Annotated in this window: 13 protein-coding genes and 1 pseudogene; 12 read left to right on the forward strand and 2 right to left on the reverse strand. The window is 35.1% G+C overall.

Features of this window, described 5'->3' with window-relative positions; translation table 11 throughout:
* Nucleotide 1 precedes the first annotated feature (1 nt).
* On the reverse strand, nucleotides 2–1,066 hold the full coding sequence (locus MKX41_RS32170) for a tyrosine-type recombinase/integrase (protein WP_340974757.1): 1,065 nt from the start codon (nucleotides 1,064–1,066) through the stop codon (nucleotides 2–4).
* 1 nt (nucleotide 1,067) lies between these two features.
* The gene (locus tag MKX41_RS32175) at nucleotides 1,068–2,201 is read right to left on the reverse strand and encodes a tyrosine-type recombinase/integrase (RefSeq protein WP_340974759.1); all 1,134 of its coding nucleotides are present in this window, start codon (nucleotides 2,199–2,201) and stop codon (nucleotides 1,068–1,070) included.
* A gap of 927 nt (nucleotides 2,202–3,128) precedes the next feature.
* Between MKX41_RS32175 and MKX41_RS32180 the strand changes: the two genes are divergently transcribed.
* The 12 genes and pseudogenes from MKX41_RS32180 to MKX41_RS32230 all read left to right on the forward strand — a co-directional run.
* Nucleotides 3,129–3,902 (forward strand): hypothetical protein, encoded by a 774-nt coding sequence (locus tag MKX41_RS32180; protein WP_340974760.1) that lies wholly within the window; start codon nucleotides 3,129–3,131, stop codon nucleotides 3,900–3,902.
* A gap of 71 nt (nucleotides 3,903–3,973) precedes the next feature.
* The gene (locus tag MKX41_RS32185) at nucleotides 3,974–4,099 is read left to right on the forward strand and encodes a hypothetical protein (RefSeq protein ID WP_340974762.1); all 126 of its coding nucleotides are present in this window, start codon (nucleotides 3,974–3,976) and stop codon (nucleotides 4,097–4,099) included.
* A gap of 317 nt (nucleotides 4,100–4,416) precedes the next feature.
* Entirely contained in the window at nucleotides 4,417–5,064 is a 648-nt protein-coding gene (locus MKX41_RS32190; RefSeq protein ID WP_340974764.1) for a recombinase family protein, read from the forward strand.
* 12 nt (nucleotides 5,065–5,076) lie between these two features.
* Nucleotides 5,077–6,087, forward strand: coding sequence for a recombinase zinc beta ribbon domain-containing protein (locus MKX41_RS32195; protein ID WP_445671352.1), 1,011 nt, complete (start codon nucleotides 5,077–5,079; stop codon nucleotides 6,085–6,087).
* A 208-nt stretch (nucleotides 6,088–6,295) separates the two neighbouring features.
* Complete coding sequence (gene sigK, locus MKX41_RS32200; protein WP_042125228.1) at nucleotides 6,296–6,997, forward strand: RNA polymerase sporulation sigma factor SigK; 702 nt, start codon at nucleotides 6,296–6,298, stop codon at nucleotides 6,995–6,997.
* Between the two features lie 156 nt (nucleotides 6,998–7,153).
* The gene (locus tag MKX41_RS32205; RefSeq protein ID WP_340974766.1) at nucleotides 7,154–7,381 is read left to right on the forward strand and encodes a hypothetical protein; all 228 of its coding nucleotides are present in this window, start codon (nucleotides 7,154–7,156) and stop codon (nucleotides 7,379–7,381) included.
* A 204-nt stretch (nucleotides 7,382–7,585) separates the two neighbouring features.
* Complete coding sequence (locus MKX41_RS32210) at nucleotides 7,586–7,876, forward strand: hypothetical protein (protein ID WP_340974768.1); 291 nt, start codon at nucleotides 7,586–7,588, stop codon at nucleotides 7,874–7,876.
* 526 nt (nucleotides 7,877–8,402) lie between these two features.
* Complete coding sequence (locus MKX41_RS32215) at nucleotides 8,403–8,660, forward strand: hypothetical protein (RefSeq protein ID WP_340974769.1); 258 nt, start codon at nucleotides 8,403–8,405, stop codon at nucleotides 8,658–8,660.
* A 344-nt stretch (nucleotides 8,661–9,004) separates the two neighbouring features.
* A pseudogene (locus MKX41_RS32380) lies at nucleotides 9,005–9,413 on the forward strand (DDE-type integrase/transposase/recombinase); the annotation flags it as partial.
* Nucleotides 9,414–9,639: 226 nt separating this feature from the next.
* Nucleotides 9,640–10,695 carry a hypothetical protein gene (locus MKX41_RS32220; RefSeq protein WP_340974771.1) on the forward strand — a complete coding sequence of 352 codons (1,056 nt, stop codon included), beginning with the start codon at nucleotides 9,640–9,642 and terminating at the stop codon, nucleotides 10,693–10,695.
* Between the two features lie 358 nt (nucleotides 10,696–11,053).
* On the forward strand, nucleotides 11,054–12,817 hold the full coding sequence (locus MKX41_RS32225) for an ABC transporter ATP-binding protein (RefSeq protein WP_340974772.1): 1,764 nt from the start codon (nucleotides 11,054–11,056) through the stop codon (nucleotides 12,815–12,817).
* An 89-nt stretch (nucleotides 12,818–12,906) separates the two neighbouring features.
* Nucleotides 12,907–15,495 (forward strand): condensation domain-containing protein (locus MKX41_RS32230; RefSeq protein ID WP_340974773.1); only part of this gene is annotated, 2,589 nt, incomplete at its 3' end.

Raw genomic sequence — 15,495 nt, forward strand, 5'->3', positions numbered from 1 at the left:
GCTAATTCTCTCCAATCCCCATTATTTGAGCAACTAGCTTTTCAAGCGGAAATGGATACTTATTTACTGCATTTTTCAAATCGATGGGACGACGCTTTGTATAGATTCTTGTAGTCTCAATATTATTGTGACCTAAAATTTCTTGGAGATCGTATATTGCCATACCTGCTGATAATGAATTATACGCGAATGTATGTCGTAAACTGTGAACAGTGTACGCTCCTTTAATCCCGAGTTTTTCATATATGCCTGTCACCATTCGTTGGATATTACGAATCATGATGGGTTCGCGATTCTCGTAACATCTTTTTGCAAAGAGATAAGATTCATCTCTTATGTCCCAATGATAGACTCCGGTTCTCGCTAGAAAATCTAAAATGACTTTTTTTACTTGTGGATACATGGGGATGTAACGCTGTTTGTTTCCTTTCCCTTTTCGTATGAAAATAAGGTCCTCATGAATTTGAAAGTCACAAATCCTCAGGTTCGCAACTTCACTCACTCGACATCCAGTACCGAGCATAAAATAGATTAAAGCAAAATTTAAAAATGGCCAGTTAGTTTGTTTGGCTTGATTTAAAATTAGAGGTATAAGCTCATCGGGGAGATATCTAGGTAGAATTTCGCCTCTGAATTTTTCGATCTTAAAGCGTAAATCCTCACTCACGTACCTTCGTGTATGTGCAAAATCCATCACGTTTTTTATAATCGATTGGTAGGTGTTGAAGGTTCTAGCTGTTAATTTCTCTTCTTTCCTAGGCTTACAAGTATCAGTGAATTCGAAAAAAAGCTCCTCCGTTAAATCTACCATTTTAAATTCGGACTCTTTTAGTAATAAAAACCGAGCAAATTTTCTAAGGACTGTGATGTAATACTTTATGGTGAGTTCTGATTTTATTCTGTTCATCCTTAAGGTTTTTATATATTCCTCAATAACATAAAGTATAGTTTTTTCGTCTCGAATAGTTTTTTTGCCTTCAACAAGCACCAGGAAATCGTGGACATCAATTTTGTAGAGTTCACATATTTCCTCGGGAGTTATATTAACTTGGTATTCAAAGTCCATGTTACACCTCGTTCATTCGATTTAAAGGATTACGGGGGAGGGATTTAGCCAGCAAACGTTGCACACTTCTATGAATATACCATTCCGTTGAACGACGATGTTTGTGCCCCATTGATTCAGATACTTGATCAAAATCATTAAGATTATCAAGAGCATTAGTTGCATAGGTATGTCGGAGTGATTTTGCACTAAAACGTATCGTTCCAAAACTAATCTTATTACTATGATTAAACATTGAGCTTATCATCTGAGATGTTATAGGAGACCTTGATCGATGAGTCACAAAAAGATTATTGTGTTCGACTGGATATAAAGAACGAGTAAAATGAAGATACTCATGAATCATATCCGTGAGATCCTTACTCATTTTTAGGGTTCTTGTTTTAGATTTAACTGAATGGAGAGTAATAAGTCTTTCGGTTAACCTCAGGTCATTTAGATGAATATTAGCTACTTCAATCGGACGGCAACCAAGTTCCATGATGAGTAATACAATGCACATGTTCCTGATTTTTGAATTTGAACTGCTTTTTTCTATTGATTCAAGCAGAACATGTACTTCCTCAAGATTAACAAATTCGTTTGATCTATTGGCTTGGGCACGCAGTGACTGCGGGATGATGTAGCGAATGTAATTTACTTTAAGAGCAGATAACATATCCAAAAATAATTTCATTGAAAAAAGCACTCTGTTCAAGGTGCTTTTTTTAATTTGGTCTAGATGCATCCGTTCGACTAAGTGTTCTTCATAGGAAACAACCATTGATTTAGTGAATTTTTTGCAATCATAAATCGAATGTAGAGGGGCTACACCGATAAATTGCCGTTGAACATAACCTAAAAACTTACCGACATGATAGATATGATGCTTTAATGATGTCTGTGAGTATTTTTGAGCATAATGATTTTTAAATGTAAGAATTAGCTGAGGAAAATCAGAGCTACCACGGACATGAACTCTCTTTTTATTACGCTTTACAATATGCTTTTCAATATCTAGTAACAACTTGTTTGTAAACTCAGGATCGGGACCAGAACGTTCGATAATAGTCTTCAGCGTAGTGTAATTAACTTTTTTCTTTCCTAGATCAGTTTCTGTGAAGTGTTGAGTATTTTGTATCATTTTAGGTATCATTAATAATCCCCCCTCAAAATCTATTATTCTAGTATTTATTGATTTATATACTTGGTTCGTATAAAATTGGATGTACAACGAACCACACTAATTTTCCTTGTTACTAATGTTTTAACAGGGACGGAGAAGTTGCTCAGGCAACGATAAATAAATGGAAAAACAGCGTTAGAATCAGTTCGGAAAGATTGGGATTTCTTTGTACATTCGTTTTTTTCCTTTATTATCCATTCGTGACGTAAAATTTCACTTTTACGTAAAACACTTTATTTTGGTAAAGTTTTTCTATGCTGTTTTAATGGAGTACGAAGCTTAGTTCAATTGAACTAAGCTTTTTTATGTGGACTTTGCTGGGATATCTTTGATAAACATGTGAAATATCTAGAAAGGAAGTGTGGTGAATAGATATTTCAAGCGTACATAACCCAAGCTTCTTAGCTAGAAATATTGCAAATGAAAATGTGTATTCTATCTTACTTCTGATTGAAACCGGAGAAGATCTTGGGATTAATAAGTATTATAAGATAGTGATGGAATCTATTGAGAGATTTTAAACAGAGAAAGAATGGATTGAATATCATAGGTAATTAAAGTGTATTTCATTAATCATCACTCTCTCGAATTCGAAAATTGATCAAATCATAATCAAATCTGTAGAAAAACCTAGGGATGGAGGTGGGGGTATCGATAACAGATATTTACAGATTTATAGGTTGCTAATAATTTTGTATGCTTTAAACCGCGTGTTCCCCTTTTTTAAACATTTTACAGATCGGATTCGAGGCTATGAGTATTGATAATGCATGCAATTTGTAATTGATTACGTATTATTTACGTTAAATACTCGAACTGCTCATTTGTATTTTTGAGAATACAAATGAGCACCATCACCTTATCAGCTTATACACTTTACTTGGTGATAGCATGGGAATGAGTAGTTTAACCGAAGAGTCTTCTTATTTAAATAGGATGTTAGAGGCAGGAAAAAATGTTGGCAGAGGAAAAATGACCGATAAGTATTACCAAGAAAACTTCCTTAATAAGGGGCAGTTTGTTTGTAATCCGTTGTTAAGATTATCGGCAGATGATTATCATAGGTTTTTAGCGAGGTTGTCTTTAAAGATACGACGTGAATTTCTACTCAAATCCACCGGTATGACATATAGAGAAGTTGCAAAAATTATTGGTTATGCTAGTCATACACCAATTCAAAAGTTCATGGGATCGGGTTCTTTCAATACAAAAATTTCGCAGAAACTCATAGCTCAATTAGCGATACTTTTTCGTGTCCCTCCTGAATGGTTAATGGAAGAAAGAATAACGGATAATGAATGGGTAACGTATCACTTTCATCATTTAGGTCTTGAAAAGAAGAAGTTGATTTCTTTTTTAGAAATCTTGAATAATGTGAAAGATACGGAGGTCTGGATACGAAATTTTATTCTTAAGGGAGTTAATCCTGATAACTCTCTATTTCTCAGAGTTGAATGTAGGAATGGGAATTTCCTTGTGGAGATCTTTAATCAGTTAGGAGTTATAAGGGAATATAACGAGTTGTTAGCAGCATTAAATAGCAAGTTTGACTGTGTTTTTGGAGATGTACTTACTGCCATTCCTAGTCAAAGGAATGCAGCGATTATATGTATAGCAAACCACCAAATCGATTTTAATACACCCATTGATTTTAGAAAATTGGATTTTTGAAAATACAAATGAAAAGCGGTAGCTATTACTGTGAAACCTTCTGATAACTTGATTATCAGGAGGTTTTTATTTTGTCTAGAGTAGATCAGAAAATCAGAGATAAGGCATTAGAGATTATTAAGCAATGGATGAAAGATGAAGAAGAACGGATTAAAACGATGGAAGTTGCGAAATGTACGAAAAAAAATGAACAATAATACTCCAGGAGTAAACAAATTAGAAACAATTAAGAATGCGTTGGAAGTAACTGATGCAGCGAAAGCAAAAGGAAAAGTCATCGATTATATATTAAAGAGAATTATCAAATAACCGACTAATTGCAGTCGGTTTATTTTTAATTCAATTGGATACAATAGACAAATAAGAACGTGTGTTCTTATTATGCAAATTTGGTAAATGACTCTCGTGAAAACCAAAGGTTTTCATACTGTAAATAAACTGTAAATAGTCAGTCCTTTTTAAACTGTAGGGAAGTTGTAAAGAGAAAAAAATGTTATTAGATAGGAGGGATTCTTTGTATACTGCGATTCACGCTCGTGTATCGACTGGTATGCAGGTGGTTGAAGGCCATAGCTTAGAAAGCCAGGTAGAGCTCTGCATGGAAAAAGCAAAGGAGCTTAGCGTTCTTGAACATTCTGTAAAGGTCTTTAGGGAAGAGGGGGCTAGTGGTGAAGATATTGAACGACCAGCAATGAATGAGCTACGTGAATTAATTAGTGCAGGACAGGTTAGAGAAATCATAATTACCCATCCGGATCGTCTCTCACGTGATCTGACTGATAAGTTGTTCTTGTGCCGGGAGTTTGAGTCACGTGATGTTCATCTGATCTTTGTTGATACGGAGTATCAAAGTACTCCTGAAGGACAACTTTTCTTTAATTTGATGAGTGTTATTGCTCAATATGAGCTTTCTCTAATTAAGAAGAGGACTGTTCGAGGAAGGCTGAAGGCCGTAGAAAAGGACAAAAAGATCATGCCTATGCGCGTTGCCCCCTTCGGATATGATTGGGTTGAGGGGCAACTTATTGTGAATCAGATGGAGGCAGAGCATGTAAGACAGATATATCACTGGTATCTGAATGAAAATATGACAATCCGACAAATTGGGAACAGGCTTTTCAAAATGGGTGTCCGCCCAAAACGTTCCGTCAGTGGAAACTGAGGAGGAAGTTCAATAAGTCGGATGCTTAGTTCGGAAATATATATCGGCAAGTATTATTACAATCGTAGAAAAGTGAAGAAACTCAAGGGACAAAAGAGTAAATTTGGGAATCCAAAAAAAACATACACAATACGAAAAAAAAACGACTGGATTATGGTTGGAATTGAACCGATTATAACCGAGGAGTTATATGAAAAAGCGCGCCAACGGCGTATAAAGAACTTTACTCGTTCGGGGAATGTACATTTTAATTACTTGTTGAGATCACTTATTCGGTGTGGTCATTGTGGTCGTAAATGGGGAGGGACTACATACACGGGGCGAAAGGATAAGAAGACAGGTAAAAGAGTTAAATACACTTGCTACCGATGCCTTAATCTTTTTCCTAGAGTATATGGGATATCCCAACCTTGCCCTTCACGCAGTATTCGAGCAGAGGTGTTGGAAGAGTTTATTTGGGATATGGTTATGGAGGCATTGTCTAATCCAGAAGACTATATGCAGAGATTAGAGGGGCAAGTAGAAGAAGTCATTAATGAATTACTTTTTACTGCTGGTATGATCCAAAGCCAGATCGTTGAAAAGAGAAAAGAAATGGATAAGTTAAAAATCATGTTCCGACGGGATGTAATTACGGAAGATGAGCTAGCAACTGATTCCTATAAATTAATTCGTGAGATAAATGAATTGCAGTCACAATTGGTGTTTTATGAGGAGCAGGTCAAAACGCACAGAGAACAACATTACTCTCATGAGGAGAATCTGAAGATAGTCGAGCAGATAAACGATTTTATAAGTAGTAAAGGAGCAGAACTGGTATTTGAGGATAAACGGTTTATCATTGAAACACTCATCGATGAAATTGTTCTCAAAGCAGAAGATGGAGGATTTAACATTAGTGTAGTCGGAAGCCTAAGTGAGCTTACAGGAGGTCAAAGTGGAGGAAGTGAGAAAGATATTCCACTGACGTTGAATAAGAAACTTTTCTTACCATCTCGACGTAAGGGCAATACTAATGGTTGATGCTACTCGTTTAACAAACGTAAGTTTAACCTTGCTGTATGATAAGTAGCATAGTTAAGTGATCTTTATTGAGAAGACTATTTTTTTATGATGCTGCTTTCTTATGTACATGCACTTCTGGGCATCTACCCACATACAATAAGATGACCATGAACCCGTAAGGCAAACAGATCGGTTTCATTGTACAAGTGCGGGAGGTGTCGCCAAGTTGCCTGGATTCTTAAGTACGATCGCGTTGCTAATTAAAGAACTGACGTTGCTGGTATCTTACGTAAGGAACAACGCATTTCCACAGCCGCTCTCGGAGCAGGAGGAAAGCAAATACTTAGGCATGATGGCTGAAGGGGATGCAAAAGCCCGGAATTTGCTTATCGAGCACAATTTGAGATTAGTAGCTCATATAGTGAAAAAATTTGATAATACTGGGGAAGACATGGAGGATCTGATCTCCATCGGAACTATTGGTCTGATCAAAGCTATTGAAAGCTACCGTCCAAACAAAGGCACAAAGCTAGCCACTTTTGCTGCTCGTTGTATTGAAAACGAAATCCTGATGCATCTTAGATCATTGAAAAAGACCCGCAAGGATGTTTCATTACATGATCCGATAGGGACTGATAAAGAAGGAAACGAAATTACACTCATCGATATCCTTGGCTCCGAGGCTGATGATGTCATTAAAGAGGTCGATCTTAAGATTGAGAAAAGCAAGATTTATCGTAACCTTGATATTCTGGATGACCGGGAAAAAGAAGTCGTAGTTGGCAGATTCGGACTTGATACAGGTGGAGAAGAAAGAACGCAGCGGGAGATTGCCAAGGAGCTTGGTATCAGTCGCAGCTATGTGTCACGGATTGAGAAGCGAGCGCTCATGAAGCTGTATCATGAGTTTTATAAGGCGAAGCGGTAGGATCTTAGATAATAACTAAAGATTTACTATAGAGTGTTTTAAAAGCGACTTGCCAACAGGGAAGTTGCTTTTTTGTTAAGGCAAGTTGTTAGGCTAAATGAACATAAAAAAAGCACATTTAGAATATTAACTTTTTAACTGCTGAGGGGTGTTATTATGACATACAAAGAAATTTATGATCTCCATATTCAATTGTTACATGTATATGAGAACAATGAAAAGCATCAAGGTCCATATCAGAAGCAACTTAATTATTTTAAGAGACAGTTTTTTATAGCTGAAGATATAGTTCAACGAATTTTTGTTCTAAATCAGTTAATAAAAATTCATGAAAAAAGTAGAGAAATAAAAATAAAGTGGTGTTCAGAAGAATACTTTAAATGATGCCTAGATTTAATATATGTTTTGTATGTAGGAATAAGCTTCTAGATAGGTAACTCTAAAATGATCGTTAGCAAAAAAGGAGTAGTTATAATTGTCGCTAGACTAATATCTACAAGAGTTGAAATGATGTAAAAATAATACGGAAATAATATAAAATATATTTTTGAGTCACTAACTAATACATGGGATCTTGGAGGTAAATGTATGAACAATCCAACAAGTAGACATATGAGGGATAAACCCTACATTAATGACGTAATTCGTGAACTTAAACTTCTGGGATATGAGGAAGATGAGGCTACGAAAATTCTAATCAAATACTATAGACCATTAAAGAGGAGCTGGGTTTTTGGGCCCAATGCTTACAATTTTGCTAAAGAAATCGATTTAATTCATAAAGCTGTTATTAAGAAATTCGATCTTTCTGAACCTGGTCAGATCTTTATAGGTCATTTGAAAAATCGAATAAAATCAAATCTGAAAGATAAGCCTTGAATTGAGGGATAGAATGCAGATAACAATTCCCTTAGGGGCCTCCAAGATGATACATAGATTTTGTGAAAGTAACGTTTTAAGTATTCGAATGCCCTGATGTGGTGATATTAATAAATTAACTGTATGATTTTTCACATTTGCGATCGCAAGATGGGGATAATTATTTTTTCGCAAACTCTTCCTGGCTATTCACATTAATGTGTTCAATTGGTAATTTCCTTATTGCTGTAGTAGTCTTCCTGATTCTTACAGAGATAGAAATGCAAATGAAAGCGTTCATCGGTGCTGAAACTATTAATAATATTGTCCTGACCAGGGATGACAAGAGTGTATCTAAATCATAAGTGTACTTTAAGTCAAATGTGCTATAACAACAAACTACAGAATACTTAAGTAAATCATATTGAACAGAGTGTACGTTTTGGATTGTCCTCTCTGTTAAGTGAGAACCCAGAGTGATGATTTTCACTTTAAAGGAACACTCTTCCTAATATTGGACTAAGGTAATATATTTGAGTCAAGTCCTGTGCTGAAGCGAAGCAGTGGATTAGAAGTAAGTGGTATTGTGAAAGAAGGAAGAATGCGATTTACGTTTGGTTACAACAGAAAGCAGTATCTTGAGCAGGAGATTGAGAATTTTGCGGGCTGTTATATGCAGAAGCTAACAGCAATTATTCAGCACTGCGTGGAGAAAGAGAGTACGGAGTTGACTCCAAGTAATTTGAGCAGTAAGAATATTTCTTTTGAAGATTTAGAGGCATTATATCAATCCTTGATAGATTGAACTGATAAAAATATTCCTTGAGTTTTGATTAATAAACAGGGTTCCGAATTTAATGAATTCGGAACCCTAATAATATCCAAAAAATACTTTTGTTTTGTGTTATGTAAAAAAATATAATAACCGCAAACTTGTGGTTTTCTTCCATGATACGGATTTACTAGGACCAACTTGACTTTGAGTTGTCGAAATATACCAGTGCGCATCGGTAATATTATATGACTCAAGGGTCCATTGTATTTCTTTCATTTAAACCAGCGTTCCTCTAATATCATTTGAAAGCAAAGTCGAGCATTAATGAACAGAGAAATACTTGAGGAATTAGCTCTCTAGTGCAGGTCAATGAAATAACTAGCCGTCGAATCGGCCGAATCATGCAGCAGCAAGGTCTAGTATTTACTTACACAGTGGCTCAATACAAGCCGCACAAGACGACATGTAACGGTTGCAAATAAACTGAATCGTGAGTTCACCTGCCAGTGGCGAAAAGAGTCATTGTAAGTGACCTCACCTATGTCAAAGTAAAGACAAGTAAAGAATAGATGGTATTACATCTGTATATTAGTCACCCTCTTTAACCGAGAGATTATTGGTTCTAGTGTAGGTCCGAATAAGGACGCAGCGCTCGTATCTTGTGCATTTGCTTCTGTGCAGGGAGACTTACGTCAGATACAATTATTTCACACCGATCGAGGCAGTGAATTCAGAAATAAGTTGATCGATGAGACGCTTACTGCGTTCAATATTAGTCGTTCTTTTAAAAGATAATTAAAATGGTATATTTGTTCATTTTTTTCATATTCAGCATTAATACCTAACATATTCATATGAATACTAACGTTATCATATGGAACTCATATATCTCAGATGTTAGAATGTGGAATATGTTGAGTTTTATTAATGGGAATTATTAATCATTATACAAATTGATGTAAATTTCTATTTAATATCACTTAATAAATCTAAAAAAAGGAATGATTTTGTGAATAAAAAAGAGCTCCCGATACATTATCCTATGGTTTCTAATTACCCGCAGCATGCGTATTATTTTTCTATTATATCGAATAATGAGAACTGCCTTCCGTGGATTTATAGCAATTATTTAAATATGTGTTTTATGGAATCCGAGAAAGATTGTTTTTTAGATTATTATGCACAATCCCCAGAACATCATTTTCATCCGTGCTTTACGCATACTCAAAGATTACTAAGGTCAACGATATTGAAGTTCATTCCTGATATAGTTGAATTTTTAAAAGATCAAATCCGACAAGATAATTATATATGGCTACACGTAAATGAATATTACATTCCTGGCTCGCCAGCTTATCAAAAGATCACATTCCCACATGCAATATTTATATACGGATTTGATGATAATGAGAAGCGATTTAATATTTCTGGTTTTTTCGAGAATAGAAAATATAAATGCGCCTATGCTTCATATTCAGAGATAGAGAAGTCATTTTATGATTTTGGGAAAACACATATTGATAGTGATGTTACTCAACATGTTAATTATATGCACTTACTAAAAATACATCCAAAACATCATCAAGGATTGCCATATCAATTTGATATGAAATTTGTTGCGGAACAAATCAAAGACTATTATGAATCCAAAAATCTATCCTTAAATTATCAATCCTTTTATAGTCATGAGTCATATTCGGAGTGGACTTACGGCTTAGACATTTTACCAAGATTAATAGAATATTATTCTTTAAACTTGGAAGATAACACTCGAATAGATGTTAGACCATTTTATACGCTATATGATTATAAAAAGCTCATGGTTGCAAGAATAAGATATATAGCGGAAAACAAACTTTATGATTTTAAACCTATGTTCCTCGAAGGATTTATAGAGCTTGAGAATAAAAGTGAAATGTTACTTAATTTATATATAAAATATGCATTAACGCAAGATAAGAACTATTCCCACAAATTGATGATTCTCTTTAATGAATTATATCTTAATGAGCAAGTACTTCTAGAACAATTACTTAATGATTTTTCTGACAAGTCTCTATTGTAAATTATTCTTTCATAAGCTATTTGTATTTTTATCAATAATTACTTAAATCACATATCGTGAACGTTAGTTGTTCCTAGAAGTTGCATTCCATCTCAAGTAATTTGACAAGTTCTACTTTGACCTATTCATTCTTTGATTGCATTAAAGTTAAGAAATTAATGAATATCTGTGTGAGAAACTCAATACTGACCTATTTACGTTTATACTTTTTGTATAACTGACATGAATCATTTCTTAATTTTTTAAAAGGTTAGATGCAAAGATCCTTCCTATTTAATTATTAAAATTCTATTCGTATATCTATTCGTCCTGATGAGAAATAGCTTCAATTTTTAATAAAAATTTAATGAGGTGTTGTATGAATAGTCAGAGTCTTTTTCTTCGTTTGTTAAAATATATGAGAAGATATAAGTTACTATATGTATGTTTGATTATCACGATGATGGTAGGTACTGCGCTAGAGCTCTCTAGTGCATGGTTTTTGTCTTATATAACAAATACTGCTGTAAAAGGTGAAGTTGAGGCATGGCCTAATTTAGTTCTTATAGCTACAGGAATGTTAATTTTTACAGCGCTTAATTCATATTTAGATACATATTTCAAACAAAAGGCATCTTTAAATGTAAGGAACGATATAAGATTGGATACACTTAATCATGTTTTAAGGTTACCTCAATCTTATTATGATAAAAATCATTCGGGCGAGTTACTATCACGTTTCACAAGTGATAATCAAGCTGTAGGAGAAGCAAGTGGTAATATTATAATGGGTCTTCTTAAAAATCCGTTACTTGCACTTTGTGCATTTATTTATTTATTAAACATTCACTGGCCTCTCGCCTTAATTTCTATTTCAATAGGACCACTCTTGATATTGGTAGGAAAACTATTCGGTGAAGTTATGCATAAGAAAAGCATTGCTCTGCAAGAAGCGATGGGTAAGGCAACCTCGTTTTTGCAAGATGTATTGGGCGCCAGTGTTCTATATAAAATTTTTGGTCTTGAGAAGAAAATTTCGAAACAGTATCAACAGTACAGTGCAAAAATATCTGAAATTGAGCGAAGTCAGGGTAAAATACAGGGAAGTGCAAGTGCTACATCAGGAAGTATTGCAACACTAAGCTTTATGATTGCAATACTCCTTGCTGGTTTTTTTGTTGCAAAAGGGAGTCTAGAAGTTGGTGCTATGATCGCGTTCATTCAACTCATGAACTACCTTGTGCAACCGTTTTCGCAACTCCCTGGGCTTTGGTCAAGTATGCAACAAGCCTTAGCAGGTGCTGAGCGTATCTTTCAAATTATCGATGCACCTAAGGAATATGAGAAACTTCCAGAACAGGGTCGTGCAAAATCTTTTGGGAGTCTAACTGCATCTAATGTTGGCTTCTCTTATTCAAATTCTGAGGAAGACTTAGTTCTAAGAAAAGTTCACTTCTATGTAGAGGCAGGTCAGACGATAGCCATAGTAGGTGGGAGTGGTGGAGGGAAGTCTACATTATTTAAATTGTTGCTCGGACTATATTCCCCAACGAATGGAATGATTGAAATTGATGGTAGAAGTCAACAGTCCATGGGCCTAAGGGAATACCGAGATTATTTCTCGCTCGTTCCTCAAGAGACAATTCTTTTCACAGGGACGATTAGAGATAATATATTGGATGGTGACATGGCGGCTGATGAAGCCAGTGTTATCGCTGCAGCGAAGAAAGCAAATGCTTATGATTTTATTATGAAATTAAGTGAAGGCTTTGATACAGAAATTGGGGAACGCGGTAGTCGGCTGTCGGGTGGGCAAAAGCAAAGGATTGCTATTGCAAGAGCTATTTTACGAGATGCACCCATATTGCTGTTAGATGAGGCGACGGCAGCTCTAGATAACGAATCCGAGAAGATTGTACAGGATGCTCTTGCAAAACTAATGGTAGGAAGAACAACACTAGTCGTTGCACATCGTCTGACAACAGTTCAAAATGCAGATTTAATTGTAGTCATGGAAAACGGGAATTTAGTTGAACAAGGTACGCATAACGAATTACTTCTAGCTGGTGGTCGATATCATTCTCTGTATTATGCACAATTAGAAGAAAAAGAAAATAATAGAAATATTCTTATGGAAACATAGCAAATCGAGATCTATCAATAAAACTTGAATGTTTGTGTTTAAAACATTTTAAATATCAAAATTGCCATACTTACCACTGGGAGGACACTATGTTTAGTAATACTTTAACTAGCATGTTTCATGAAATAAAAACAATTACAGATAAAGGTATAACTTTTATTTACAATGATACGAAAGAAGATTATATTTCCTATCAGTTCTTTCATAAAAGAACATTACAGGTCTTAAATCATATTCAAAAAATAGGATTAAAACCAGGTGATGAAATAGTTTTTCAAATTGAAGATAACAAAGAGTTTCTACTATTATTTTGGGCATGTATTTTAGGTGGTATTCTACCTATTCCTGTTACCATCGGTAGCAATGAGGCGCACCGTTTAAAACTAATTAATATTATTAGGACCTTAAATAATCCTTATGTTGCAACAACCAAAAAAACAGCAGAATATTTGCATCAAAATTCAAACGATTCATTTAGCTTGTTTGAGCTGATTGATGATAGAGTCATTATAATAGATGATATTAATCTTGGAGAAGAATCAAAGAATATATTTAATCCAACACCCGGTGATATTGCTTTTATCCAATTTTCTTCCGGGTCAACCGGTACTCCTAAAGGAGTTGTCTTAACACATGAGAATTTATTCACAAATGTTGAGGACATTATAGAAGGGAGAAGTATCACAGATGATGATTCTCAGCTAAGCTGGATGCCTTTAACCCATGATATGGGTCTTATTATTTGTCATATAATGCCTATAAAAGCGAAAATAAATCAATATAACATGAATACAAACACCTTTATTCATCGACCATCTCTATGGTTGAAAAAAGCTTCGGAACACAAAGTAACGATAATATCTTCACCAAATTTTGGTTATAAACACTTTTTATCTTTATTTAAACCAAAATCATCAATTGGGTGGGATTTATCAAACGTCAAAACACTTTATAACGGTGCAGAACCAATATCGGGATCGCTCTGTGATGAGTTCTTTGATGCTATTGATCATACTGGGATTAAACGGAATATTATTGGGGCAGGGTATGGGCTTGCAGAAGGCACGGTTGCAGTTGCTATCACGAGACTTGGAGAAGACCTCTCTACATATTATTTAGATAGAGAATTTATAAGCATTGGGTCTGAAATAAGAGAAGTTTCAAAAAGTGAGTTACATGTTAGTTTTGTTAGTGTTGGCAAACCGATGGAACATTGTGAAGTTAGAATATGTAACACCGATGGAGAAGTGTTAAAAGATCGTACGATAGGGCATATTCAGATTAAAGGCAAGAATGTTACCCGGGGGTATTATAACAATACAACAGAAACAGAACGTCTTTTTACTTCGGATGGATGGCTCATTACAGGAGATTTAGGGTTTATCGATCAGGGGAAGATAATTCCAACGGGGCGTTATAAAGATATAATTATAGTGAACGGGCAAAATTACTATCCTCATGATATAGAAAGAACTGTAACAGATTTAAATCATATAGATCTAGGAAAAGTAGTAGCGTGTGGAGCATTCAATGAAAAATTGGGACAAGATGAAATAATAATTTTTATATACTTTAAAAATAAAACTGCGGATTTTGTTCCTTTAAGTTTATCGATAAAAGATAATATTGCTACATACATGAATATTTCCGTAGCACATGTTATACCGATTAGAAAAGTACCTAAAACTACTAGTGGTAAGGTACAGAGATATTTACTATCTAATGAGTTTAAATCAGGTGTATATAACGATGTTATTGAGGGAATTGAATTACATAACAAACAGGTAAATAATGCTCCGGAAGGAGTTCTTGAAAATAAATTAGCAGATATTTGGTGTGACGTTTTGAATATAAAAGAAGTAGGGAGAAATGATCATTTTTTTGCTTTAGGAGGAAATTCATTAAAAGCCTCTATCCTATCAACACGATTACAAAAGGAATTCGGGAAAAAATTGAATGTTATAAATATTTTCGAATCTCCTATTCTAACTGCTATGGCTAAAAAAATTGAAGAAGCTGAGAAAGTAGCGTACCCATCATCTATTGAAAGGATCTCAGGTCAAGATTCATATCCTATTACTTCAGCACAAAAACGCTTACTTGTGATAAATGAAATAGAAACGGAAAACACTATCTATAACATACCTTTTGTTGTGGAACTAAGTGGACCTATAAAAATAACTGAATTAGATAGAGCTTGGAAAGCAATTGTACAGAGACATGAATCGCTACGTACGTCTTTTACATGGGTGAATGAGGAATTAGTGCAACGTGTTCATCATGATGTAGATATCGAAATGATGTATGTAGAAGCAGCAGATGATGCGGAAGCAAAAGACATTGTTTCGGAATGGATTCAGCCTTTTGATTTAAGTAGAGCTCCGCTCTGCCGGGTAGGAATGGTTCGGCTTGCGGATCAGCAACATCTTCTATTCTTTGATATTCATCATTCCGTATCGGATGGAACATCGATGGGGATCTTGTTGAAGGAACTCATGTCGTTGTATCAGGGAGAGGAGTTACCGGAAGTCGCTGTACAGTACAAAGACTTCGCCGTATGGCAGCAAGAAGAGAAACAAGTAGAAGTTATGAACAAGCAAGAAGATTATTGGTTAGACATCTATGCTGGGGAAGTACCAGCCCTAGACATGCCAACCGATTATACAAGGCCGTTGGTA

This window comes from Paenibacillus sp. FSL R5-0475 (assembly GCF_038004585.1).
Classification (GTDB): Bacteria; Bacillota; Bacilli; order Paenibacillales; family Paenibacillaceae; genus Paenibacillus_AQ.